Origin of the sequence: Mycobacterium asiaticum DSM 44297, assembly GCF_000613245.1 — a bacterium.
Classification (GTDB): Bacteria; Actinomycetota; Actinomycetes; order Mycobacteriales; family Mycobacteriaceae; genus Mycobacterium; species Mycobacterium asiaticum.
The window spans coordinates 1,453,048-1,476,833 of record NZ_HG964937.1 but is presented as its reverse complement, the minus strand read 5'-3'; the positions used below and the strand labels follow the sequence as shown (position 1 = coordinate 1,476,833).

The window sequence follows — 23,786 nt, the reverse complement described above, 5'->3', positions numbered from 1 at the left end:
GCCGCGGTCGACGAATACGTGCCGGGAGCCGGTGACTATGTCGCGCAGGGTGGACGACACCAGCACCTCGCTGCCATCCGCGAGCGCCGCGACCCGGGCGGCGATGTGCACGGCCATGCCGGCGACGTCAATCTTGGTGGTGCCCCGCACTTCCACTTCGCCCGCGTGGATACCCGCCCGTACCTCGAGGTCCAGCACGGCCACCGCGGCCACGACGGCGTCGGCGCAGGCGATCGCCGCGCTCGGGCTGGTGAACGTCGCGACGAAACCGTCACCGGCGGTGTTCACCTCGTCACCGCCGAACCGCTGGATCTCGTGACGCACGATGTAATCGTGGTTGTCGAGCAGGTGCCGCCAGCGGTTGTCGCCGAGTTCGGCAGCGCGCCGCGTCGAGCCGACGATGTCGGTGAACATGATGGTGGTGAGCACACGTTCGGCGGCTGCCCCGCCGCGCACGCCCGTGACGAACTCTTCGATCTCGTCGAGCATGGATCCGGCGTCGCCGACCCAGTACAGGACGTCTGCACCCGGGAACTCGATCAACCGTGATCCCGCGATGTGCTCGGCGAGATAGCGACCTTGCCCAACCGGAATGAAGATCGCCCCAGTCCGGTGCAGGATTAGAGTCGGCACCTTGATGCGGGGCAACGCTTCCCGCACATCGGCCTGCGCCAAGGCAAGCGCCACGGCCCGCGCCATGCTGGGCGGGCCGGCCCGGTTACCGGCCAGATCCCACCACGAACGGAACCGATCGTCGTCGGCCACCGACGGCGCGACTATGCGCAGCACGTCGAAACCCTGTTCCACCGCGTCGTGTTCGAGTGCGACCGTGAGGTAGGGGTCGAGCCGGCGCGGTTCGGCGCCGACGGGGTAGTCGGGTGCCCGCAGCGGACGCGCTGTGCCGTTGATCACCGCCAGGTTGCTCACCCGTTCCGGGTGATCGGCCGCCAGCACCAGGCCGGTCATCGCATGGAAATTGGGCGCAAGTACCGTCGCGTGCTCGGATCCGACCGCATCCAGCACCGCGATCGCGTCCTCGGCCCAGAAGGTCGGGCCCAGCAGGTCGGCCGCCGGGGTCCGCGAGGAGAGGCCGACCCCGCGCAGGTCGAATCTGATCACTCGGGCGAACGATGCGAGTCGCCGGTGAAAGCGGTACAGCCCTGGCTCGTCGTCCACCGAGTCGATCGGCACGAATGGTCCCGGCAGCAACAGCAGGTCAGTCGGACCGTCACCGAGTACCTGATAGGCAATGTCGACATCGCCGCACCTGGCGTACCGGGTACGCGGGGCCTGCACCACGGGCTCAGGCTAACCCCCACCGCTGGTCTGCGTAATCTCATGACGGTGAGTGCACGCGCAGGCATCGTCGTCACCGGCACCGAAGTTCTCACCGGCCGCGTCCAGGACCGCAACGGCCCCTGGATCGCCGATCGGCTCCTCGAGTTGGGCGTCGAACTGGCGCACATCACCATCTGCGGTGACCGCCCCGCCGACATCGAGGCACAGCTGCGCTTCATGGCCGACCAGGGCGTCGACCTGATCGTCACCAGCGGTGGCCTGGGCCCGACCGCCGATGACATGACCGTCGAAGTGGTGGCCCGGTTCTGCGGCCGCGAACTGGTCTTGGACGACGAGCTGGAGAACCGGATCGCGGAGATCCTCAAGTCCTTGATGGCGCGCAACCCGGCCTTCGCCGCCCTGCTGGAACCCGGCAACTTCGAGTCGGTGCGCACGGCCAACCGCAAGCAGGCGATGATTCCGGTCGGCTCGCAGATCCTCGACCCGGTTGGCACCGCGCCGGGCGTGGTAGTGCCCGGCAAGCCGGCGGTGCTGGTGCTCCCCGGCCCGCCCCGCGAGCTGCAGCCCATGTGGCACAAGGCGATTGAGACACCCGGGGTACAGGAGGCGATCGCCGGCCGGACGGTGTACCGGCAGGAGATGGTGCGCATGTTCGGGCTGCCCGAGTCGGGCCTGGCCGAGACACTGCGCGAAGCCGAGACCGCCATTGACGGATTCGGGGCTCTGGAGATCACCACCTGTCTGCGGCGCGGCGAGCTGGAGATCGTGACCCGCTACGAGCCCGATGCGGCCGACGCGTACGCACAGCTGACCCAGCTGCTGCGCGACCGGCACGGCGACAAGGTGTTCTCCGAAGACGGTTCGCAGGTCGACGATCTGGTGGCCGGGTTGCTGGCCGGCCGCCGGATCGCAACCGCGGAATCCTGCACCGCGGGACTACTGGCGGCGCGGCTGACCGAACGGCCGGGCTCGTCGGATTATGTGGCCGGCGGTGTGGTGTCCTACTCGAACGAGGCGAAGGTGCAACTGCTCGGTGTCGCCGCCGGCCTGATCGAGCAGCACGGCGCGGTGTCCGAGCCGGTCGCCCAGGCGATGGCGGCCGGTGCCCTGCAACGCTTCGACGCCGATACCGCAATCGCGATCACCGGCATCGCCGGTCCCGGCGGGGGAACCGAGGAAAAACCGGTCGGCACAGTCTGTTTCACCGTGGCGCTGGGTGATGGCCGATCCGTCACCCGGACCCTGCGACTGCCCGGCAATCGGTCCGACGTGCGGGAACGTTCCACGACGGTGGCAATGCACCTGCTGCTGCGGCTGCTCAACGGCTAGCTCGTCGCCGTTCGTCGCTTTTTCTCTCGTCACGCTGGCGTGACGCTCGGCGCCCAACGCCACGCTGGCGTGACGCTCGGCGAGAAAAACAGGGCGCGAAAACGCTCGGCGAGGGCAGGCTAACGCGCGTCGTCCGGCAGGAACGCCGTCTCGGCGGTCCCAAACCGAATCCCGGTGGCGTCCTTACCGATCAGCGTCAACACCGCGACCATGACCAGCACCGGCACGATGGTCGCCGCCAGCGCAAACGGGTAGCCGTGTGTCTCGGCCAGGTGCTCTTGAATGGGCAGGTTGAACGCCGCCAACAAATTGCCGAGCTGATAGGTAACCCCGGGGTACAAGCCGCGGATTGCGTCCGGTGACATCTCGGTGAGATGCGCCGGGATCACGCCCCATGCACCCTGCACGCAGACCTGCATCAGGAACGACCCCAGGCACAGCATCGCGGCCGTGCGCGAATAGGCGAACAGCGGCACGATCGGCAGCCCCAGCACCGCGCAGAACACGATGGTGTAGCGGCGGCCGAACCGCTGCGACAAGGTGCCGAAGACCAACCCGCCGATGATCGCACCGACGTTGTAAGCCACCACAATCCAGCGGGCGGTGGCGCTCGACAGGCCTGCCCCCTGGTCGGTGGTCGCCTTGAGGAAGGTGGGGTAGACGTCCTGCGTACCATGGCTCATCCAGTTGAATGCGGTCATCAGCAGTACCAGGTAGAAGAACCGCCGGATCACCTTCGCCTCGCGGAGCACGTCGCGAACCCGGGTCTTGGTGAGCCGCATCCGGTCTTGGGCGGCCTCCCAGACTTCGGATTCCTCGACCCGGTATCGGATGATCAGGCTGATGAAAGCGGGGATGATGCTCAGCGCGAACAACCACCGCCATGACAGCCCCAGGCCGTTCATGACCACCAGCGACGCCACCGTGGCCAACAGGTAACCGAACGAGTAGCCCTCCTGAAGCAGGCCCGAAAAGAATCCGCGGCGCTCGGCGGGAACCTTCTCCATGGCCAGCGCCGCGCCCAGCCCCCACTCGCCGCCCATGCCGATGCCGTAGAGCAGCCGAAGTATCACCAGCACAGTGAAGTTCGGCGCGAACGCGCAGAGGAATCCGACGATCGAGTAGAAGGCCACGTCGACCATCAGCGGCAGCCGGCGGCCGACGCGGTCGGCCCACAACCCGAACAGCAACGCCCCCACCGGGCGCATCGCGAGGGTGGCCGTCGTGACGAACGCGACCTCGGTTCGGGTGCGGTGGAACGTCTCGGCAATGTCGGCGTAGACCAGCACGACGATGAAGTAATCGAACGCGTCCATCGTCCAGCCCAGGAATGCCGCGACGAACGAATTGCGCTGGTCGCTGGTCAGGCGCTGTCTACTCACCTGAGCATCGTGGCGTACCCGCCGCATTACCGCGAGCGTGACGCTCGGGCGGCGCAAATTTCGGCGCCGCGCGAGTATGTTTCGGACATGCGCATCATCGACGCCGACGGGCATGTCGCCGAGAACCCCACCCTGGCGATGGAGATGCTCAAGCGGTGGCCCGAGCATGTCGCGCTCAGCGGCGGCGCGCGCCCCCGCTTGGTGATCGAGGGGCGTCGCTACCCCGAGGACGAGGGTCCCGGCGCCGGCTGCCCCATCGAGCACGGCATCACCAAGGCGACCGGCCTCAACTGCGCGACCCCCGAAGGCATGCTGGGTGACGCCGACCGCGATCAACTGGACACTATGGTGCTCTATCCCAGTCTCGGCCTGTGCGCGCCGAGTCTGGAAAACCCGGCGTTCGCCGCCGGATTCGCGCGGCTCTACAACCAATGGATCGCCGACTTTTGTGCACCGACCAACGGCCGGCTACGGGGGGTGGGCGTGACTCCGATCGAGCACGGCCAGGTCGCCGTCGACGTCATGGCCGAGGCCAAGGACCTGGGCCTGGTCGCAACCCTGGTGCCGCCCGCGCTCAAGACCCGCAACCTCGACCATCCCGACCTCGACCCGTTCTACGCCGCCGCCGTAGAACTCGGGATGCCGCTGGGCATCCACGGCGCGCCGGGCGTGCACCTGCCCAAGATCGGCGTCGACCGGTTCACCAACTACATCCAGGTGCACTGCGTCAGCTTCCCGTTCGACCAGATGACTGCGATGACCGCGCTGGTGTCGGGCGGTGTCTTCGAACGCCATCCCGGGTTACGGGTCGCCTTCTTGGAAGCCGGCGCCGGGTGGGTGCCGTTCTTCATCGACCGCCTACACGAGCACTACGAGAAGCGCGGCGACTGGATCGAGCGCGGCTGGCGACGCGACCCGCACGAGTACCTGCGGGAGGGCAATATCTGGGTGACGTGTGAACCCGAAGAGCCGATCCTGCCTGGCGTGATCGACGTCCTGGGCGACGACTTCATCATGTTCGCCAGCGACTACCCGCATTGGGACGGGGAATGGCCGGAGAGCACCAAGCACCTGCGCCTCCGATCGGACATCAGCGAACAATCCCGCGAAAAGATCGGCGGGCTGAACGCACAGCGCTTCTACCAGCTGAACTGACCGCTCAGTGGCAGGATCGGCGCATGGTGCCTTTTCTGGTACGCGCTGCCTTCACCGGTTTTGCGTTATGGGTGGTCACTCTTTTCGTGCCGGGATTGCGTTTCATCGGCGGGGAGAATGCACTTGAGCGGATCGGGATCATCTTTGTCGTCGCGGTCCTGTTCGGATTCGTGAACGCGATCGTCAAACCGGTGGTACAGATCTTGTCGATTCCGATGTACATCCTGACCCTCGGCCTGTTCCATATCGTCGTCAACGCGCTGATGCTTTGGATCACGGCCCGCATTACCGAGCACACCACTCATTGGGGACTGCAAATCGATCACTTCTGGTGGACCGCGGTCTGGGCGGCCATCCTGTTGTCGATCGTCAGTTGGGTCCTGTCGCTGGCCAGTCGCCGAGCCGGGCGCCGGCATTGATTTCTCAGCTAAGTAACTGCGAAATTTCGCCCTGACTCCCTATGTTGTCAGGCCCAATTACACATATGCTAATTAAGTCCGTGCTTTCGAAGACCGCCTCTGACAACCGGCAAACACCTACGCTGTCTCTCGGTACGACGAAGATAACCCCCACGACGACGGGATAACGCGGAATATGAACACTGTCGCGATCGGATCGAAGCCCGGTCCCGGGAGCACGCGGCTAAGTTCGCAACTTGCTGATCCGAACAGTGGCCTGCGCGCGGTCACCGAGTGCACCGGATCGGCCGTCGTCATCCATGTCGGCGGCGATATCGATGCCAGCAACGAGGTCGTGTGGCAGCGGTTGGTGAGCAGGAGCTCTGCCATCGCCATCGCGCCCGGCCCGTTCGTCATCGACATCCGCGAGCTGGATTTCTTAGGGTCCTGCGCCTACGCGGTGCTGGCTCAGGAGTCGGTCCGGTGCCGTCGCCGCGGGGTGAATCTACGGCTGGTCAGCAACCAGCCGATCGTGGCCCGCACGATCGCCGCGTGCGGCTTGCGCCGGTTGCTGCCGATGTACTCCAACGTCGAGAACGCGTTGGCCCCGCCGGCCTGAACCGCCTCAGCCCTCCTCGCCGACCAAGCGCGCCACTTCGCGCGCACAGCCCCACGACAACGTCACCCCGTCACCGCCGTGCCCGTAGTTGTGGATGTACCGGACACCCCGAACGGTCTCGCCGTCAACCCGCACCGACGGGCGGGCGGGCCGCAACCCGGTGATCGTCTCCAGCACGGCGGCCTCGGCCAGCCGCGGTTCGACGCTGCGGCAATCCGCCAGGATCCGCTCAGACACCGCCGGGTCCGGTCGGGTGTCCCACCGGTCGGGGATGCTGATGCCGCCGCAGACCAGCCGCTGCGGGTGGGGGAAGAAACAGGTCCAGTGATCCTCTTCGGTGATCTGCATGAACAGCTGCGTCAGGCCAGGGTTGGCGAGCACAACGTGCTGACCGAACAGCGGCCGCACCGAGTCGTCGCCGGCGAGTTCCCGCGCCCCCAGCCCGGTGCAGTTGACCACGACCGGCGCGGCGGCCGCGGCCTCGCCCAGCGACGTGATCGGATGCACCTCGATGTCCACCCCGGCAGCGGCCAGCCGTCCGGAGAGATAGTCGAGATATCGGGGCATGTCGATCAACGGCATCGTGGCGTGAAAACCGGTGTGGAACCCGGCGGGGATCTCGCCGGCCTCCGCCACCCGCAGGTCCGGGATCAGCTCGACGCCCGGCGGCATCGCATCTCCCGCGGGTAGATCACCGACCGACAACCCGGGCGCCATGCGCACACCGGTGGCCGGATCGGCGGCCAGCCGGCGGAACTCGAGCAGCGACTGTGCGGTCCACGCGAGCGTCTGGGCGACGGGTTCGATGGGCCGCGGCCCCCAGACCGCACCGGCGACGGCCGACGTCGACTGACGGGGCGGCGCGGCGGTCCAGACCCGCACCGGCCAGCCCGCCTCGGCCAGGCACAGGGCCGAGGTCAGACCGCTGACGCCGGCGCCGACGACGACAATCGGTGGCCGACGCTTCGACACGATGCGCTAAGGGACGTGCTGGCCGTTGGGACCGAGCAGGCCGTTGAGAATACCGAGGCTGGTTTGCAGCTGAGCCCCCGCGACCGGTCCCGGAGCGGCGGGCGGAGGCGCGTCCGCCGAGGGTTGCCACGGCTGGCAGCCGCTGGTCTTGAAAGTCTTGTCGGTGGGTTCGATCTGCACCACCTGCGGTTTCTTCGTCATCGCATTGTCGATCAACGCGCCGTCGGGGTTGCCCGTCCGCTTCCAGTAGCAGGTGCCGTTGCCGACCGGCCCCGCGGAGCTGTAGGTGCCCGGCGCGATGTCCGTTCCGACGTTGTAGATGCCGTCGTGGTCGATGGTCGTTTTGGGTGCCGCCGCGGGAGCCGGGGCCGGTGACCCGGACGGAGCCGGAGCCGGCGTCGGGTCAGGATCGGCCGCTGCGACGCCCACGGATGCGGCCCAGCCGGCGACGATCAGTGCCGCGGCACCGACCCGCCACGCCGTGCGAGCTGATTCCTTAGAGCGCATAACTAACCAGGGTACCGCCACGCGCGGCGATGTGTCAGTCCAGCCGGCGAACCTTGCCCGCGTAGCTCAACGCATGCTCGTAGGTTGCCAGGTTGTCGCGGGAAATCTTCGCGTGTACCGAGCGCTCCAGCAGCACGCGCAGCACGGGGTTGTAGGCGTGGTAGGTCTCGTGGAACGTCAGGATTGTGGTGCCGTCGGGCTGGCGGTCGAGTCGGTGGTAGCCCTCGGCTCGCGACCACAGTGGTTTGCCGACCGCCACATAACGGGACAACTTGTTCTTCTCCGCCTCGGTGACGGTCTCCCAGGATCGGCCCCTACCGCCGGACAGCAGGTACCTCGGTACTGGAAAAACACAGGTGCGGACCAGTCCTTCGCCCGCTTCGTCACCCTCGTTCAGGATTTCCATGCTGCCGGTCGGCCACTTCAGCAGCCGGGGTCGCGGCGCGTCCGGCGGCACCGGCGGGTGCAGCACCCGCCACACCTTCTCCGGCGGCGCGTCGACGTGGAATCGCACGGTATAGGACTGCATCAGTCACCCCATCCGTCCCAGAACGTGATGGTCTCGGCGGGCGGCCGCGCCGCGGGCCGGAAGTCGGTCCCGATGGTGTAGGCCACCGGGAACAGGGCGGCCTGAGTGACCGTGGGCGGAATCCCCAACACGTCGGCGACCTCGCGCTCCTTGGCCAGATGCATCGTCGTCCACACCGAGCCCAAACCCCTGGACCGCAGGGCCAGCAGGAAGCTCCAGCCGGCCGGGATGATCGACGCCCACGCCGAGGCGGCGACCAGCCGGTTGCTGTCGTCGATGGGTTGCGACAGACACGGGATGACGTGCACGGGCACCTGCGCCAGGGTGTCGGTCAGGGCGTGCGCGCTGCGATAGACGCGCTGGGTCTGGGGATCGGTCGCGGTGGCGGCGGCCTGTGCGAGGTATTCGGCGCCGACGCTGCGGTAGATGTCGGCGATCGCTGCGCGCTTGCCCGGATCGGTGACCACCACCCAGCGCCAATCCTGGGCGTTGCTGGCAGTGGGTGCTTGCATGGCCAGGCGGATGCACTCGAGGATGACCTCCCGACTGACCGGCCGGGTCAGGTCGAGGCGTTTGCGCACCGCCCGGGTGGTGGTCAGCAATTCGTCGACTGAAGCGATGTCCATTCCATGCCCTTTCGCCGTCCGCTCAGAATCACCGATCTCCCGCGATCGGTAAAGCTCAAATATTGACGCAGGCGTTGACGCGCATGGACAGGATGAACCGTGCCGGTTTACCGTGCTGGCAGAAAACGGGCAAGCAGGCGTTCATAAAGCAGCGCCGCAGGGAGAAGGTCTGGGCGTTGCTGTTCATGCACGAAGTACACACGGTGCGCGGCCGCGCTGAGGACGATTTTGAGGCCGCATTCCGCGACGGTTGGATGCCCATGCTCGCCGCCGGCGACGAGGCCCGCCTGCTCTGGTACACCAACCAGGCGCACGGCAGCGGCCCCGCCTACACCGTCATCACCGTGACCGCGGTCCGCGACGGCGCGGCCTGGGAGCGGCTGACCCACCGGGTCCAGCGCGGTGATCTGCGGGACTGGATGCACCACACCGACGAACTGCGCCACGAGGTGGATGCGAAGCTGCTGGTGCCGCTGCCGTGGTCCCCGATGCTGGAAGTGTCGTTCGACGAGGTGCCCGCCGACGGCCGCGAGCACGACATGAGCCTCTACATGGAGGACACCATGTGGCCGTACGAGGACAAATTCGAGGAGTACATCGTGCGCTGCGGCGAGGTGTATGCGCGCTCCCTCGAACGACCCTCGTCCATGCTGAAGATGCACGCGTCCTTCCAGCCGGCGCTGGGCAGTCATCTGCGCCGCGAGGTGATCCTGATGCAGCGCATCAGCCGCCCCGAGGCGCTGCTCGACCTGCTGCGCACGCATATCCCGGCGGAGTACCGGGTGCCGGGTACCTGGCTGCATGACGCCCTGGACTTGCGCGATCAGTGGACCAGCCGATTGCTGCGCACCTCGACGTGGTCCCCGCTCTACTGAGGCACGGATGAACATCGGGACCATCATCGACACCGCGGCGGCGCAGGACCCGGAGCGCGTCGCGCTCGTCATCGACGACCGTGCGGTCGGCTATGGCGAACTCGGCGCCGCGGTCCGGCGCTGCGCGGCCGGGCTGGCCGACCGGGGCATTGGGACGGGCGACCGGGTCGCGGTTGTCGACACCGCCGGTGTGCTGTCGATCGCGACACTGCTTGCGGCAGCGCGCCTCGGCGCCGCGGCGGCGCTGATGAACCCCGCGCTGACACCGGGCGAGCTGCGGGCGTTGATGAAAAACGCCGGGTGTTCGGACGTTGCGGTGGCTGGGGCCGCCCATGCCGACCGGCTCGCGCAAGCCGGGGTGCCGACGGTGCTGACGGACGCCGACCTCCTCGAGCACCGCGAAGCGACGGCGCCCGGACCGGTCACCGACGCGGCCGAATCGGCGGCGATGATCCTGTTCACCAGCGGCACCACCGGGCTGCCCAAGACCGTGGCGATCGGCAGCCGGCAACTCGAGGCGCGGCTGCAACGCACATCGCGTCCCTTCGAGGTGGATACGCCGCCGGTCGCGGTGATGATGTGCGTCCCCTATTTCCATGTCGGCGGCTCGCTAGGGCTGCTCGCCAGCCTGTACTCAGGCAACACCCTGGTGGTGCAGAGACGCTTTGACGCCGGGGAGTGGCTGCGCCTGGTCTCCGAGTATCAGGTGACCGGGATGTTCCTGGTGCCGACGATGCTGCACCGGATCCTGGAGCATCCGGACTTCGCCACCACCGACCTGTCATCACTGGCCGCCATCACCTACGGGGCGGCGGCCGCGCCCACCACGTTGATGCGCAGTGCCGTAGCCGCCCTGCCAAATGTCGCCTTCACCAACGTCTTCGGCCAAACCGAGACCCTCGGGACGTATGCCAACCTGCTGCCCGAGGATCATCATGATCCGGCCCGGGCAGGATCGGTGGGCCGGCCACTGCCCGGCGTCGAGGTGCGCGTGGTCGATCCCGACACCGGCGTCGACGTCGCAGACGGTGCGGTGGGGGAGTTGTGGGTCAATTCCCCGGTCAACACCGTGCCGGGATGGCTGCGCACCGGCGACCTGGGGCGCCGGGACGCGGACGGATACATCTTCCCGACCGGCCGACTGCGCGACACCATCAACCGCGGCGGTGAGAAGTTCGGGCCGATCGAAGTGGAGGAGGCGCTGCGGTCCCACCCGGCGGTCAGCGACGTCGCCGTAGCGGGCATCGCCGATCAGGAATTGGGGCAGCGCGTGGGCGCCGCGGTCGTGGCCAGGACCGCGGTCACGCTGGAGGAGTTGCGATCGCACTGCCGGACCCGGATCGCCTATTTCAAGCTGCCCGAGAAGCTGGCCATCGTCGATGCCATCCCCTACAACGCCACGGGCAAGGTCAATCGCAGTCAGCTCGCCGAGCTGATCGCGGGCGTGTCCTAACTTTCGTTGCCGCGGTTGAGGATTCGCGTGGCGTCAGCAACCATGTCGGCCACGATGTCGGCGGCCGGACGGATGTCACGGATCAGCCCGACGGCCTCGCCGACCAGCACGGTGTCGACGTCGAAATCCTCGGCGGCGACACCTTGTTGATACGCGGTCACCACCTCGGGCAGTCGACTCTGCAGTTCGGCCTCGTTGCCGTGCCACCGGCGGATCAGCGCGTTGTTCACCAGCCGCAGATCGTATTCCGCCGGCCATTCCCGTTGTCGCACAAGGTCAAAGGCGCGGGTGCGGACCGTGTCGTCACCGCCGGCCTGCAAGGCCCGCTGTTGTGCCCGCGGCGAGACCAGTGCCTCCGGAGACGCCCAGAACCTGCTGCCGACCAGCACCCCGTCGGCGCCCAGAGCCAGCGCCGCCGCCAGGCCCCGGCCATCGGCGATACCCCCGGCGGCCAGCACCAGCGTGTCGGGTGAGCGTTCGGCGACCAGGTCGACCACCTCGGGAACGAGGGTGAAGGTCGAACGGGCGCTCATCCCGTGTCCGCCCGCCTCGCCACCCTGGGCCACGACTATGTCGGCACCGGCTGCCAGGGCGCTGCGCGCCTGGGCGAGGTTCTGCACCTGCGCCGTCACCGGTACCCCGGCAGCGTGAATGCGTGCGGTGAACGGCGCGAGATCACCGAACGACAGCATCACCGTGGCCGGTTGCTGCGCGAGGACGGCATCCAGCAGTTCGGGTTGACGAGCCAACGCCCAGGTAATGAATCCGTAGCCGACCCGCGCATTTTCGCTGTTTTGGATCTCCACCCGCAACCAGTTCGGATCGCCGTAGCCGGCGCCGACGATGCCTAGGCCGCCCGCGGCGGTCACCGCCGCGGCAAGCCGGCCACCCGACACCATAGCCATCGGTGCGAGCAGGACAGGGTGCTCGATGCCGAGCAGGGCGGTCAGCCGGGTGTTCAGCGTCATGATGAGTACTCCTTCGCCGCCTGCAGTTCGCCGGTGAGAAACTGCGCCCGACCGTGTCCGAAAGACCAGTCCTCGTCGTCGTTTTCGGTGATCGACACGATCAGGTCCGCCGGGTCCTGCCCGCATCGTTCGGCGAGTTTGGCCGCCACCCGCTCATAGAACTTCTGCTTGAGCTCGCGCGGCCGGCGTCGACTCACCACGTGCAGTATGACCAAGGCGTCGGTGCGATCAATGCCCAGACCGGTGTCCTGCGCGACGATCTCGTGGGCGGGATGGCTGCGCACCACCTGATAGCGATCGCGCTGTGGCACTCCGAACGCCTCGACCACCGCTTCGTGGATGGCGTCCAACAACACCCGAACCTCCACGGGCGTCCGCCCCTGGACAATGTCGATGTACAGCAGTGGCATTGCTTTTTCCTTCCTCTTTCTCGATGTCTGAAGTTTCTCGATGTCTGAGGCAACACCGAGACCGAGGTGCGCAATACCGGTAGTGAAATGCCTGCTGTGGCGCATCTATGCTTGCCAGGCATGAGCGTTGGGCAGAGCGGGCGCGTCGAGTTGCGTCACCTGCGGGTGTTCGAGGCCGTGGCGCGGCTTAAGTCGTTCACCCGGGCCGCGGACGAACTCAACATCACTCAGCCGGCGCTGAGTCGCACCATTGCCCAACTGGAAGACGCGCTCGGCGTCACGCTGCTTGACCGCACCTCGCGGCGGGTGGAGACGACTCGAGCCGGACGGACGTTTCTGGAGTACGTCGAGCGGGTCCTGTCCGAACTGGAGCGGGGATTCGGCGCGTTGCGGCGACAGGCGACCATCCGGCTGGGGTTCAGTTGGCTGTTACCCGATCCCTGGGCACAGCGAACCGTGGCCAGTTTCGAGCGGACCACCGGAACCACGGTGACCTTGGTGCGCACCGACGATGCGCTGACAGCGGTCGAACAGGGCAAGGTCGACGTGGCCGTGGTGCGGGGGCAGGTCGATTCGACCGCCGTACGCGTGGTCCATCTGTTCGACGAGTCACGCGTCGCGGTGTGTTCGGTGCGCAGTCGGCTGGCGGAGCGATCGGAGCTGGAGTGGCGTGAGATCCCGCGGTACCCGCTCGTCGTCAACACCACCAGTGGCACTACCGGCCCGTGGTCCTGGCCGGCGGGCGAAGGGCCTGAAAAAATGGTCGAGACACTGAATTTCGACGAGTGGATCGAATCGGTCGCCGCCGATCGCGGCCTGGGTGTGATTCCTGACGTCGCCGTCCGGCGCAACATCCATCCTGGGGTGCGGTTCATCCCGCTGCGCGGAGCGCCTCCGAGTCCGGTCGCCCTGGTCTTTCTGCCCCGGCATCGCAGTGCGAACCTGCGGCGCTTCGTGGAGGCGGCCGTCGCCGAACGCGGCTGACCGCCTCACACCAGCGCTGCGAACCCGCTTCGAACCAGCTCCAGGCTGGCCGCCACCAGCTCGCCAAGATCCTCGACACAACCCTGACGCCCCCAGTTCTCCACCGCCACAACTAAAGCCGCCGCTAACGCCGCACCTGCGACTTCGGCGACCAGGGCGATGTTCGCCACCTCCGGGTAGCGCTGTCTGATGAAGTCGGTCAGCGTGGCGGCAAAAGACGCCTGCACCACCCGCAGGTGACCCGCAATCCGGTCGGCGCTGATCAGTTCCGCGCGGGCCGTCGCCGCCTGGCGGACAACCTCGAGATCGTGCGGGAACGCCGCCACACTAGCCAGGACCGCGTCGAACAGGGGCTCGGAGGCGGGCCGCTGGGCAAGCGCCTGCGCCAACCACTCCAGGTGCGTCTCATAGTCCTCAAAGAGCACGGCTTCCTTGGTGGGGAAGTGCCGGAAGAACGTCCGCTCGGTGACGCCGGCCTCGCGGGCCAGCTCCGTTACCGTGACATTCGCAAAACCGTTGCGCGCGAAGCAGTTCAGGGCGGCCTGGCGCAGCGCCTCGTGTGTCGATGCACGGCGGAGCGTGTGCCGGTTCGTCCCGGGAACCAATGCAGTCATAGCAAGCCGATGGTATCCCAGCCATCGGAAATAAGTCAGTACTGACATCTTCCGATTATGTCAGTACTGACATATTCTCGTCGGATGACGCGTGACGAGTACTACGACGCGATCGTGGTGGGTGCCGGCCACAACGGATTGGCCGCGGCAGTGATCCTGCAACGAGCGGGCCTGCGCACGTTGTGCCTGGAGGCCAATACCTACGCCGGAGGCATGGCGGCGACCGTCGAACTGATCGACGGCTTTCGCTACGAGATCGCCGGGTCCGTGCAGTTTCCAACCGCAAGCCAGATCACCAAGGACCTCGGCCTGGACACCCTGCCAACGGTGGAACCGGAGGTGATGTCGACCAACATCGGCGAAAACGGCGAAGAGGCGATGATCTTCTACCGGGACCCGATGCAATTGATGACGCACCTGGGGGATAAACATGGGTTCGAGGCCGTTACCGGGATGTCCGAACTGATCGCCTGGAGCCAGGGTCCGGCAAAAGCACTGGGCCGCTTCGATGTTCGCACTCCGCCGAAGACCCTGGACGAGATGTACGCTTGCGCGGCCAACGACGCCGAGCGCCACGCCATTCACGAGATGCTGTTCGGATCGGCGATGGATGTGATCGACCGTTACCTGCCCGACAAGGACAAGCACGCGGTGATGCGCGGGATGCTGGCGTTCCTGGCGGTCAACTCCACCTACCGCGGGCCCTATACACCTGGTAGCGCCACCTGCCTGGCCTTCGCGCTGGCCGTACCGGACAGCGGCACGGCCATGATGACCAAACTCAAGGGGGGCATCGGTGCCCTGACCGAACATCTGCGCGAGTTGTTCGTCTCCCACGGCGGTGAAATCCGCTTCCGGTCCCGGGTCGAGGAGATCCTGGTCGACCGCGACGCGGTGGCGGGCGTTAGGCTACGCGACGGCTCGACGATCGGCGCGCCGATTGTGGTGTCCAACCTGGCGCCCGAGCTCACGCTCGGCACGCTGGTTTCACCCGAACACCTTCCCGCCGAACTCATTACGCGCCTTTCCGGTCGTGACCATCGTGCGTCGTTCGTGCAGATGCACTTCGCCCTGGACGGGTTGCCCGAATTCGCGCCGCCCTACGAGGTGTTGAACGAGCCCGGCATGCAGATGTCGGTGGGCATTTTCGGCTCACCCGAGGAGCAGCAACGTCAGTGGGAGAACTGCCGGCGGGGCATCGTGCCCGACAACCCCTCGATGGGTTTACAGATCCCGTCGGTACACGACCCGGCTCTGGCGCCGCCCGGCAAGCACGCCGCCAGCGCCTACGCCTACGCATTCCCGGTCGAGGCCGACCGCAAGCAGCATGGCCACCTCAAAAACGAGATGGCACAACAGGTTATCGACAAGATCACCAGGTTCGCACCGAACTTCAAGGACATCGTGCGGCGATATATCACCTTCGCGCCATACCACATGCAGACCATGTTCGCCGCGCCCGACGGTGACTTCTGCCACGGCCTGCTGCACCCGGACCTGATGGGACCCAACCGCCCCGGCCCGAAGGGGTTCCTCGATCTCCCCATCCCAGTCGAAGGTCTCTACCTCGGTGGTGCGGGGTGCCATGGCGGGCCGGGCATCACCTTCACTCCCGGGTACAACGCCGGCTATCAAGCACTCGACGACGCTTCCTAGCGAAGCGTTCTCAGGCGCCCTTGGTCTTCAGCACCCGTTTGCGCAAGCCGTCCGTGGCGGTTTCCATCAATCCTTTGGCGCCCTTCTTGACCAGGAAGCCCGGGACCGGCACGTTGAGGTCGACGGTCAGCTCGAAGTTGACCCGGGTCGAATCGCCGTCCGGGGTCAGGGTGTAGCGGGCGCGCTGAGCGCGTTGCGAGCTGGAGCTCACCAGCGTCCAACTCACACCGTCGTCGTGCACGGAATAGTCCAGCACCTGCTCGTCGCTGACCCCGACCACCTTCACGACCTGCCGCGACTTGCTGGGGTGCCCCTGCTCGTCGCGCTCGAGGACCTCCACCTTGCGATGGGCCGGTGACCACTCGGGGAGCGATTCGAGGTCGAACAACACGTCCATGATCTCGTCGGGCGTCGCCTCGATGACGACCTCTCTGGACTCGGTGACAGCCATGCCCGGTAGGTAGCCGCAGTTGCTCCCATCGAAACCGTTTTGAGGCCGTTGAAGAAAGCGGTCAGGGCACCAGCACGACCTTGCCGATATTCTCGCGGGCCGCGAGTATCCGGTGTGCTTCGGGCGCTTCGGCGAACGGCACGGCCGCGTGCACGATCGGCGACGCGGTACCGTCGTGCAGCGCCTGGCTCAGCGGGGTGATCCAAGGCTCCAGCGTGCCGCGATCGTCCCACAGCTTCAGCATGTTGAGCCCGATCACGATCTTGGATTCGGAGAGCTGATCGAGCAGGTTGAAACCGCGCAGCATGGCCAGCGCATGCGGCGCCACCCGGCGCAGCGATCGCTTCTCACCCTCCTGCATATTCGAGATCCCATAACCGACCAGGCGACCCCCCGGTCGCAGCAGGGAGTAGGACCGCCGTAACGACGTGCCGCCCAGCGCGTCCAGGACGAGATCGTAGGGTTCCAGACCCTTCCACCAACCGTCGCGGCGGTAGTCGATCGCACGGTGGACGCCCAGCTCGGTGAGCTTGGCATGCTTGCCCGGCGATGCGGTGCCGTGAATCTCGGCGCCGGCGGCCTTGGCGAACTGGATCGCCGCGATGCCCACTCCGCCGGCCGCGGCGTGAATCAGCACCCGCTCGCCGGCACGCAGCGACCCGTACCCGTGCAACCCGGCCCACGCGGTCGCGTAGTTGACCGGCACCGCCGCGCCCTGTTCGAAGCTCGTCGAATCGGGAAGTGCCACCGCGTCCGCCGCGGCGACGTTGACGATCTCGGCGTAGCCACCGAACCGTGTCCCGGCCAGCACCCGTTCCCCGACGCGGCCCGGGTCGACGCCGTCGCCGACCGCCGCGACCGTTCCGGCGACTTCGTAGCCGACGACCGCCGGTAGCTTCGGCGCGTCGGGATAGAGCCCGACGCGGGCCAGGTGGTCGGCGAAGTTCACCCCGGCCGCCCGCACATCGATTCGCATTTGACCCGGTCCCGGCGGCGGGGGATCCGGCCGCTCCTGGACCTTGAGGACCGACGGGTCGCCGTGTTTGGTGATCACGACCGCTCGCATTGTGTTCCCTCCTGGTTGCGGCAGATCTTTTCGAATGGGTGCAGCCAATCACCCAGTGCTGTCAGGGGTTCCGCGGTCAGCCGGTAGATGCGCCGGCGACCCCGAGGTTCGTCGGCGACCAGACCCGCTTCGCGCAGCACCTTGAGGTGCTCGGCGACGGCCGGGCGGCTGAGATCGAACCGGTCGCTGAGTTCTCCGGCGGACAGGGGCTGTCGCGTAAGGATCTCAAGGAGCCGACGTCGCACCGGGTTGGCCAGCGCAACGAAGAGGCGATCGCACAGGCGATCGGGGGAAGGCACGGCGCAATATATGTCGGAAAAACCCGACATGTCAAGGCGGCTGCCGGGCGCCCGGGACCGCGATTTACCGTCTAGGCGTGACCGAGCAGCACCGAGCCGCCGACGAGGTGGTGCGCGGCCATGTCGTCACCATCGCCACGCGGCTGGAACAGCGGATCGACGAGATCAGCACGATGATCCAGACGGGACTCGAAGACCAAATTCCTGAACTGAGCTCAGACGCGCTGATGGCGAACATGCTGGCCGCGAGCGTCCGGACGAATCTGCTGACGGTCTTCGACGTCTTGCTGCATGGCACCGAGATCGACCGGATCGGCGTGCCGGAACCCGCCCTGGAATACGCCAGGCTGGTGGCTCAGCATGATCTGCCACTGACCACACTGGTACGTGCCTATCGGCTGGGACAACGCCACCTGACCGAGCTGGTGTTTTCCGAACTAAGACAGCTGGCGATCGAGGCGAACACCCGGGTGGCGGTGATCGAAGGGATCACCGCGGTGGTGCTCGAGTATGTCGATCGGGTGTCGCAGCAAATGGCCGCGCAGTACGAGGACGAACGCGGCCACTGGCTGGAGAACCAGAACAGCATCCGCGCCATGCGGGTGCAGGAGGTGCTCAGCGACAACACGCCCGTCGACGTCGAGGCCGCCTCCGCCGCGCTCCGGTATCCCCTGCACTGGCAGCACCTTGGCCTCGTCGTCTGGCTGCCCGGCCACGAGTGCACCGACGACGAGCTCACGCGTATTCAGGGATTCATCCGCGGCCTGGCCGATTCGGTCGACACCTCCGCCAGCCCGCTGCTCGCCGCCGCCGACCAAACCAGCGCCTGGATCTGGTTGCCATTTCACGCCGCACCGGGCGATATCACGACGAAGGTCCGTCAATACGTGCTCGCGCGGACGGAATCACTCTGCATGGCGATCGGCGCGGTGGGATCGGGCGTCGGTGGGTTTCGCCGCTCCCACCGTCAGGCCCAGCGGGTCAGGGCGGCGGTACTGGCCCGGACGGAGAGACCGCCGGCTCGGCAGCGGGTCGTCGCCGCGGCAACCGATGCCGCTATGACGGCCGCAGGTTTGCTGGGCACCACAGTCGATGAAGTCCGCGAGTGGGTATCCGACGTGCTGGGCCCGTTGGCATCCAACACCGGCGACGATGCCGTACTGCGCGAGACGCTGCGGATATACCTGCACAACGGCGCCGCCCACGAAATCGCCGCGCAACAGCTGAACTTGACCTTCAACGCACTGAAGAGCCGTCTCGAGCGCGCGGTCGTTCGCCGCGGTCGACCGATCGACGATCGGGTCGACGTCGAGTTGGCCCTGTTTGCCTGCCATTGGTACGGTCCCACGGTGCTTGGCCCGGGGCACTAGTGCAGCAGCAGTGGGAGCGACTGGCCCCGGGTGTGCATCGCTGCCGACTCCCGTTTTGTGACGTGACGATCGGTCTGGTGTGCGGACGCGACGGGACGCTGCTCATCGATACCGGCACCACGCTCCAAGAGGCCGGCTCCGTGGCGTCGGACGTCGGTGTGATCGCGGGCTGCCCGGTGACCCATGTGGTGTTGACGCACAAGCACTTTGACCACGTCCTGGGTTCATCGGCATTCGCGGACGCAGAGCTGTACTGTGCGCCGGCGGTGGCTCGAGTTCTCACATCCGCCACCGCGCAGCTACGCGACGACGCTGTGCATCACGGCGCGGACGCGGGCCGGGTGGAGCGCGCCATCGCGGGCCTGCGCCAGCCACAACATCAAGTGCACGACGCGCTGATCGACCTCGGCGACCGCACCGTCCACGTCTCCCACCTGGGCGCCGGCCACACCCGTTCGGACCTGGTCGTGGTCGTTCCCGCAGTCCGTTCGGACGGCCGGACCGTCGTGTTCACCGGCGACCTCGTCGAGGAGTCCTCCGAGCCGGCGATCGACGCCGACTCCGACGTCGCCGCCTGGCCTGCCACCCTGGAGCGGCTGCTGCAGATCGGCGGGCCCGACGCCGTGTACGTCCCCGGGCACGGGAGCGTGGTCGACGCTGAATTCGTTCGGCGGCAACGCCGTTGGTTGATTGCCTACGCCGCGCAGCGCGGCGGCGACCACTGACCTGGAGGCCGTCGAACCCGTAGCCGTACCGGCTGGTTATCGACGCACTCGGGGAACCGGCAGCGGCTTCCCAGCCCTCACACAGGCCAATCGCATCGAATACGGCTTAGTTTGAGCCGACATACAACATAGGGGGAGCAGTGACAACCGTGAGAGTCTTCGCCGTCGGCGTGGCAGCACTGGCATGCATGGGCGTTGCGGCCGTGGGGGTTTCGTCCGGCGCCGCAGACCTTGCCCCCGACGTTCGCCTGGCCGCCATCGGCGCGCCGCTGCCCCAGGACCCGGCGCCGCCGGCACCGGTGCAGCCGCTGCCGACCGCCGATCAGTTGACCGGCCTGCTCACCAACCTCGCTGATCCGGGCGTGTCGTACAAGACCAAGGAGGGGCTGGTGGAAGGCGGTATCGGTTCGGGTGAGGGGCATGTCGTGGACCACGAACTGAGGAAGGCCTACCGCAACGGCGAACTTCCGCTGTCGTTCGCGGTGTCCAACATCCAGCCGGCCGGTCCCAACAGGGCCAGCGCCGACGTGGCCTTGTCCGGTCCCAAGCTGCCGGCGCCGGTGACCAAGAATCTGACGTTCGTGAACCAAGGCGGCTGGATGCTTTCGGCCGATTCTGAGTCGGCTCTGGTTCAGGCTGTGTCTGGTCAGTGACTAGGGCGTCGGAGGGTCAGGAGACGCTGGGCCCAGAGAGCGAGTGACGGGATTCGAACCCGTGTGTACGGCTTTGCAGGCCGCTGCCTAGCCACTCAGCCACACCCGCGAGAAACCTTACTGTGCCAGCCGGTCGGCCGTCAGCCCAGTGTTTTCCTCAATCTGATCAATTGTTGCGCCGCTTGGCTTTTCACCAACGACTAACGCGCCGCTGCGCTGCACGCCGCTACCGGCGCAGCCGGGTCAGTCACGCTGAGCAGCAAGGTCCTGACCCACGTCGGCTTCCGCCGGAACTTCAACAGCGCGGGCGGGCCGATCGGCGGCTCCACCAGGCCCGACCCGTTGGTTTGGCGGGGTTTCCGCAGGGCCGCGCCTTGCGCCGGGTGCTGAACCGGTCCAGTGGCCATTTTGGATTCATCTGTCCTCGACCGGTGATCTAGCTCACTCTGACGAGGCATACACTCGGTTCCGTCAGGGGAATCGGGGTTGAGGAGGAGTCGGAGGCCATGGCCATCGCTGAAACGGACAACGCGGTCCAATCACCATTCGAGCAAGATCTGGCGGCCACGCAGCGGTACTTCGAGAGCGAGCGGTTCTCCGAGATCACGCGCCTTTATTCGGCTCGCCAAGTCGTTGAGCAGCGCGGCACCATCCCCACCGATTACACGGTGGCGCGCGAGGCGGCGACGGCGTTCTACAAGCGCCTTCGTGAGTTGTTTGCCGCCAAGGAGAGCATCACCACCTTCGGCCCGTACTCCCCGGGGCAGGCGGTGAGCATGAAGCGCATGGGCATCGAGGGGATCTATCTGGGCGGCTGGGCCACCTCGGCCAAGGGTTCCACCACCGAGGATCCGGGGCCCGACCTGGCCAGTTACCCGTTGAGCCAGGTGCCCGACGACGCCGCCGTTCTGGTGCGCGCGCTGCTCACGGCTGACCGCAATCAGGAATATCAGCGCCTGAACATGAGCGACCGGCAGCGGGCGTCGGCCACGCTGTATGACTACCGGCCGTTCATCATCGCCGACGCCGACACCGGCCACGGCGGAGATCCGCACGTGCGCAACCTGATTCGGCGCTTCGTCGAGGTCGGCGTACCTGGCTACCACATCGAGGACCAGCGCCCGGGCACGAAGAAGTGCGGTCACCAGGGCGGCAAGGTGCTGGTGCCGTCCGACGAACAAATCAAGCGGCTCAACGCCGCGCGTTTCCAGCTCGACATCATGCGGGTGCCCGGCATCATCGTGGCCCGGACCGACGCGGAGGCCGCCAACCTGCTCGACAGCCGAGGCGACGAGCGCGACCAGCCCTTCCTGCTCGGCGCGACCAACCTCGATATCCCGTCCTACAAAGCGTGTTTCCTGGCGATGATGCGCCGCTTCTTTGACCTTGGCGCCGAAGAGATCAACGGTCACTTGCTGTACGCGCTCGGTGACGCCGAGTATGCGGCCGCCGACGCGTGGCTGGACCGCCAGGGCATCATGAACCTGATCTCTGAGGCCGTCAACACCTGGCGGGAGGACAGCGAGAAGTCGATCGACGACGTCTACGACGAGGTCGAGTCTCGGTTCGTCGCCGCCTGGGAGGACGACGCCGGAGTGATGACCTACGGCGAAGCCGTGGCGGAGAAGCTCGAATTCAGCGAGAGCGAAGGCGAGGATGCCGGCATCAGCTCCGAGGAGTGGCGGACCTTCGCGGCAACCGCGTCGCTCTATGCCGCGCGCGCCAAGGCCAGGGAACTGCGCGCCGACGCGGCGTGGGACTGCGAACTGGCGAAGACCCCCGAGGGCTACTACCAGATCCGCGGCGGCATCCCGTACGCGATCGCCAAATCCCTTGCAGCCGCGCCGTTTGCCGACATCCTGTGGATGGAGACCAAGACCGCGGACCTCGCCGACGCACGGCAGTTCGCCGACGCGATCCATGCGGTGTACCCCAACCAGATGCTCGCCTACAACCTCTCGCCATCGTTCAACTGGGACACCACCGGCATGACCGACGAGGAGATGAAGCAGTTCCCCGCCGAGCTGGGCAAGATGGGCTTCGTCTTCAACTTCATCACCTACGGCGGGCATCAGATCGACGGCGTGGCGGCCGAGGAGTTCGCCACCAACCTCAAGCAGGACGGCATGCTGGCACTGGCGCGCTTGCAGCGCAAGATGCGGCTGGTCGAGTCGCCGTACCGGACGCCGCAGACCCTGGTCGGCGGTCCGCGCAGCGATGCGGCGCTGGCCGCCTCGTCGGGACGCACCGCAACCACCAAGTCGATGGGCAAGGGCTCCACGCAGCATCAGCACCTGGTGCAGACCGAGGTGCCCAAGAAGCTGCTCGAGGAGTGGCTGGCGCTGTGGAGCGAGCACTATCAGCTCGGCGAGAAGCTGCGGGTCACGCTGCGGCCGCGGCGCGCCGGCTCCGACGTCTTGGAACTCGGAATCTACGGCGAGGGCTCGGACGCTGGGGACCAGTTGGCCAATGTCGTCGTCGATCCGATCAAGGACCGGTACGGCCGCAGCATCCTGCAGGTGCGCGACCAGAACACGTTCGCCGAGAAGCTGCGCCAGAAGCGGTTGATGACGTTGATCCACCTCTGGCTGGTGCATCGGTTCAAGGCCGACGCGGTCTACTACGTGACACCGACCGAGGACAACCAGTATCAGACCGAGAAGATGAAGTCGCACGGCATTTTCAGTGAGGTGTATCAGGAAGTCGGTGAGATCATCGTGGCCGAGGTGAACAAGCCGCGCATCGAGGAACTGCTGAAGCCGGACCGCGAAGCGCTCAAGAAGCTGGTCCTCAAGACGGACTGAGCCTCATACAAGGCCTCACAACGCAATTCGCGCCTGCCGCAGCAGGCGCGAATTGCGTTGATGCCGTTGACGTTACACAGTGCCGGTGAAGAACAGGCCGGAGATGTTGTTGCCGATGTTGGCCATACCCGAGACGAAGCTGTGCAGGGCGAGATCCAGCGCGCCAGTGTTGGCGAAGCCCGATATGCCACTGCCCAGGTTGTTGAACCCCGAGACGAACCCGCCGTAGTTCTGGAAGCCTGACCCACCCGGTAGGCCGGGGCCATTGGAGTTGAAGAAGCCGGCCAGCCCGGAGCCGTTGTTGAAGAGCCCAGAATTGCCGCCGAGCCCGGAGTTGAAGAAGCCCGATGACCCTCCACTGCTCGAGTTGAGGAAGCCCGGGGCCGGCGGTACAGCGAACGAGCCGAGTGTGGTGGCGGGCAGGTGGATGCTCGGGATGGTGATCGGCGGTGTGGTGAACGCCGCCAGCCCGAAGGGCGGGATCTGTAGCGCGGGCGTGGTGAACGGCACCGTGGTGATGTCGGGCAGGGTGAATGCGCCCGCACCGATGGGGCCGACCGTGAACCCCGGAATAGACACCGGAGCGGTGGTGATCTCCGGCAATACCAAGTTGCCCAACCCAATCGGATCCACCGTGAACCC

Annotated in this window: 24 protein-coding genes, 1 tRNA gene and 1 pseudogene; 12 read left to right on the top strand and 14 right to left on the bottom strand. The window is 66.7% G+C overall.

All coding sequences use genetic code 11. From position 1 onward, the window contains the following. Window positions 1-1,299: adenylate/guanylate cyclase domain-containing protein (locus BN972_RS17270; protein WP_036360140.1), on the bottom strand; the 1,299-nt coding region annotated here is incomplete at its 3' end. Window positions 1,300-1,344: 45 nt separating this feature from the next. Between BN972_RS17270 and BN972_RS17265 the strand changes: the two genes are divergently transcribed. After that, entirely contained in the window at window positions 1,345-2,628 is a 1,284-nt protein-coding gene (locus tag BN972_RS17265) for a competence/damage-inducible protein A (RefSeq protein WP_455709861.1), read from the top strand. 119 nt (window positions 2,629-2,747) lie between these two features. On the opposite strand, the gene BN972_RS17260 is transcribed toward BN972_RS17265, so the two are convergent. Next, window positions 2,748-4,010, bottom strand: a complete 1,263-nt coding sequence (locus BN972_RS17260) for a sialate:H+ symport family MFS transporter (RefSeq protein WP_065140203.1) — start codon at window positions 4,008-4,010, stop codon at window positions 2,748-2,750. An 87-nt stretch (window positions 4,011-4,097) separates the two neighbouring features. Here BN972_RS17260 and BN972_RS17255 point away from each other — a divergent pair, with 87 nt between their 5' ends. The 3 genes from BN972_RS17255 (at window position 4,098) to BN972_RS17245 (ending at window position 6,182) form a co-directional block, all read left to right on the top strand. Continuing rightward, window positions 4,098-5,165, top strand: coding sequence for an amidohydrolase family protein (locus BN972_RS17255; protein WP_036361152.1), 1,068 nt, complete (start codon window positions 4,098-4,100; stop codon window positions 5,163-5,165). 23 nt (window positions 5,166-5,188) lie between these two features. After that, complete coding sequence (locus tag BN972_RS17250; RefSeq protein WP_036360137.1) at window positions 5,189-5,584, top strand: phage holin family protein; 396 nt, start codon at window positions 5,189-5,191, stop codon at window positions 5,582-5,584. 175 nt (window positions 5,585-5,759) lie between these two features. After that, on the top strand, window positions 5,760-6,182 hold the full coding sequence (locus BN972_RS17245) for an anti-sigma factor antagonist (RefSeq protein ID WP_036360135.1): 423 nt from the start codon (window positions 5,760-5,762) through the stop codon (window positions 6,180-6,182). Between the two features lie 6 nt (window positions 6,183-6,188). On the opposite strand, the gene BN972_RS17240 is transcribed toward BN972_RS17245, so the two are convergent. The 4 genes from BN972_RS17240 to BN972_RS17225 are packed head-to-tail and all read right to left on the bottom strand — an operon-like array spanning window position 6,189 to window position 8,816. Further along, entirely contained in the window at window positions 6,189-7,154 is a 966-nt protein-coding gene (locus BN972_RS17240) for an FAD-dependent oxidoreductase (protein ID WP_036360133.1), read from the bottom strand. Between the two features lie 6 nt (window positions 7,155-7,160). Further along, window positions 7,161-7,661, bottom strand: coding sequence for a hypothetical protein (locus BN972_RS17235; RefSeq protein WP_036360131.1), 501 nt, complete (start codon window positions 7,659-7,661; stop codon window positions 7,161-7,163). Between the two features lie 34 nt (window positions 7,662-7,695). Further along, entirely contained in the window at window positions 7,696-8,190 is a 495-nt protein-coding gene (locus BN972_RS17230) for an SRPBCC family protein (protein ID WP_036360129.1), read from the bottom strand. Beyond that, window positions 8,190-8,816, bottom strand: a complete 627-nt coding sequence (locus BN972_RS17225) for a nitroreductase family protein (protein ID WP_036360127.1) — start codon at window positions 8,814-8,816, stop codon at window positions 8,190-8,192. The genes BN972_RS17230 and BN972_RS17225 overlap by 1 nt, the downstream gene beginning before the upstream one ends. A gap of 83 nt (window positions 8,817-8,899) precedes the next feature. On the opposite strand from BN972_RS17225, the gene BN972_RS17220 reads away from it, so the two are divergent. Then, a complete protein-coding gene (locus BN972_RS17220) occupies window positions 8,900-9,691 on the top strand; it encodes a hypothetical protein (RefSeq protein ID WP_235192482.1) in 792 nt (263 codons plus the stop codon). 7 nt (window positions 9,692-9,698) lie between these two features. Further along, the gene (locus BN972_RS17215) at window positions 9,699-11,144 is read left to right on the top strand and encodes a class I adenylate-forming enzyme family protein (RefSeq protein WP_036360125.1); all 1,446 of its coding nucleotides are present in this window, start codon (window positions 9,699-9,701) and stop codon (window positions 11,142-11,144) included. Here the strand turns inward: BN972_RS17215 and BN972_RS17210 are convergent. Next, window positions 11,141-12,112 carry an NAD(P)H-dependent flavin oxidoreductase gene (locus BN972_RS17210; protein WP_036360123.1) on the bottom strand — a complete coding sequence of 324 codons (972 nt, stop codon included), beginning with the start codon at window positions 12,110-12,112 and terminating at the stop codon, window positions 11,141-11,143. The two genes, BN972_RS17215 and BN972_RS17210, sit on opposite strands and share 4 nt — an antisense overlap. Next, window positions 12,109-12,522, bottom strand: a complete 414-nt coding sequence (locus tag BN972_RS17205) for a tautomerase family protein (protein ID WP_036360121.1) — start codon at window positions 12,520-12,522, stop codon at window positions 12,109-12,111. Before BN972_RS17205 ends, BN972_RS17210 begins: the two co-directional genes overlap by 4 nt. A 120-nt stretch (window positions 12,523-12,642) precedes the next feature. On the opposite strand from BN972_RS17205, the gene BN972_RS17200 reads away from it, so the two are divergent. Next, window positions 12,643-13,506 (top strand): LysR family transcriptional regulator, encoded by an 864-nt coding sequence (locus BN972_RS17200; RefSeq protein ID WP_036360119.1) that lies wholly within the window; start codon window positions 12,643-12,645, stop codon window positions 13,504-13,506. Between the two features lie 5 nt (window positions 13,507-13,511). Here the strand turns inward: BN972_RS17200 and BN972_RS17195 are convergent, their stop codons facing one another. Further along, window positions 13,512-14,120: a TetR/AcrR family transcriptional regulator gene (locus BN972_RS17195; RefSeq protein WP_036360117.1), complete on the bottom strand. Its 609-nt coding sequence runs from the start codon at window positions 14,118-14,120 to the stop codon at window positions 13,512-13,514. An 84-nt stretch (window positions 14,121-14,204) separates the two neighbouring features. Here BN972_RS17195 and BN972_RS17190 point away from each other — a divergent pair, with 84 nt between their 5' ends. Continuing rightward, window positions 14,205-15,776, top strand: coding sequence for a phytoene desaturase family protein (locus BN972_RS17190; protein ID WP_036360115.1), 1,572 nt, complete (start codon window positions 14,205-14,207; stop codon window positions 15,774-15,776). 10 nt (window positions 15,777-15,786) lie between these two features. On the opposite strand, the gene BN972_RS17185 is transcribed toward BN972_RS17190, so the two are convergent. The 3 genes from BN972_RS17185 to BN972_RS17175 all read right to left on the bottom strand — a co-directional run bounded on the left by BN972_RS17185 (window position 15,787) and on the right by BN972_RS17175 (window position 17,592). Further along, window positions 15,787-16,227: an SRPBCC family protein gene (locus tag BN972_RS17185; protein WP_036360113.1), complete on the bottom strand. Its 441-nt coding sequence runs from the start codon at window positions 16,225-16,227 to the stop codon at window positions 15,787-15,789. Between the two features lie 61 nt (window positions 16,228-16,288). After that, complete coding sequence (locus BN972_RS17180) at window positions 16,289-17,293, bottom strand: zinc-binding dehydrogenase (RefSeq protein WP_036360110.1); 1,005 nt, start codon at window positions 17,291-17,293, stop codon at window positions 16,289-16,291. After that, on the bottom strand, window positions 17,278-17,592 hold the full coding sequence (locus BN972_RS17175) for an ArsR/SmtB family transcription factor (RefSeq protein ID WP_036361148.1): 315 nt from the start codon (window positions 17,590-17,592) through the stop codon (window positions 17,278-17,280). Before BN972_RS17175 ends, BN972_RS17180 begins: the two co-directional genes overlap by 16 nt. Window positions 17,593-17,669: 77 nt before the next feature. Here BN972_RS17175 and BN972_RS17170 point away from each other — a divergent pair, with 77 nt between their 5' ends. The 3 genes from BN972_RS17170 (at window position 17,670) to BN972_RS17160 (ending at window position 20,340) form a co-directional block, all read left to right on the top strand. Further along, a complete protein-coding gene (locus BN972_RS17170) occupies window positions 17,670-18,962 on the top strand; it encodes a CdaR family protein (RefSeq protein WP_051545543.1) in 1,293 nt (430 codons plus the stop codon). Beyond that, window positions 18,962-19,687 (top strand): MBL fold metallo-hydrolase, encoded by a 726-nt coding sequence (locus tag BN972_RS17165; RefSeq protein ID WP_036360109.1) that lies wholly within the window; start codon window positions 18,962-18,964, stop codon window positions 19,685-19,687. Before BN972_RS17170 ends, BN972_RS17165 begins: the two co-directional genes overlap by 1 nt. A 140-nt stretch (window positions 19,688-19,827) precedes the next feature. Continuing rightward, complete coding sequence (locus tag BN972_RS17160; RefSeq protein ID WP_036360107.1) at window positions 19,828-20,340, top strand: hypothetical protein; 513 nt, start codon at window positions 19,828-19,830, stop codon at window positions 20,338-20,340. A gap of 38 nt (window positions 20,341-20,378) precedes the next feature. Here BN972_RS17160 and BN972_RS17155 read toward each other — a convergent pair. Further along, window positions 20,379-20,449, bottom strand: a tRNA-Cys gene (locus tag BN972_RS17155). Between the two features lie 397 nt (window positions 20,450-20,846). On the opposite strand from BN972_RS17155, the gene aceA reads away from it, so the two are divergent. Then, window positions 20,847-23,144: an isocitrate lyase ICL2 gene (gene aceA / locus BN972_RS17145; RefSeq protein WP_036360102.1), complete on the top strand. Its 2,298-nt coding sequence runs from the start codon at window positions 20,847-20,849 to the stop codon at window positions 23,142-23,144. 72 nt (window positions 23,145-23,216) lie between these two features. Here the strand turns inward: aceA and BN972_RS29615 are convergent. Continuing rightward, window positions 23,217-23,786: pseudogene (locus tag BN972_RS29615) on the bottom strand (PPE family protein); the annotation flags it as partial.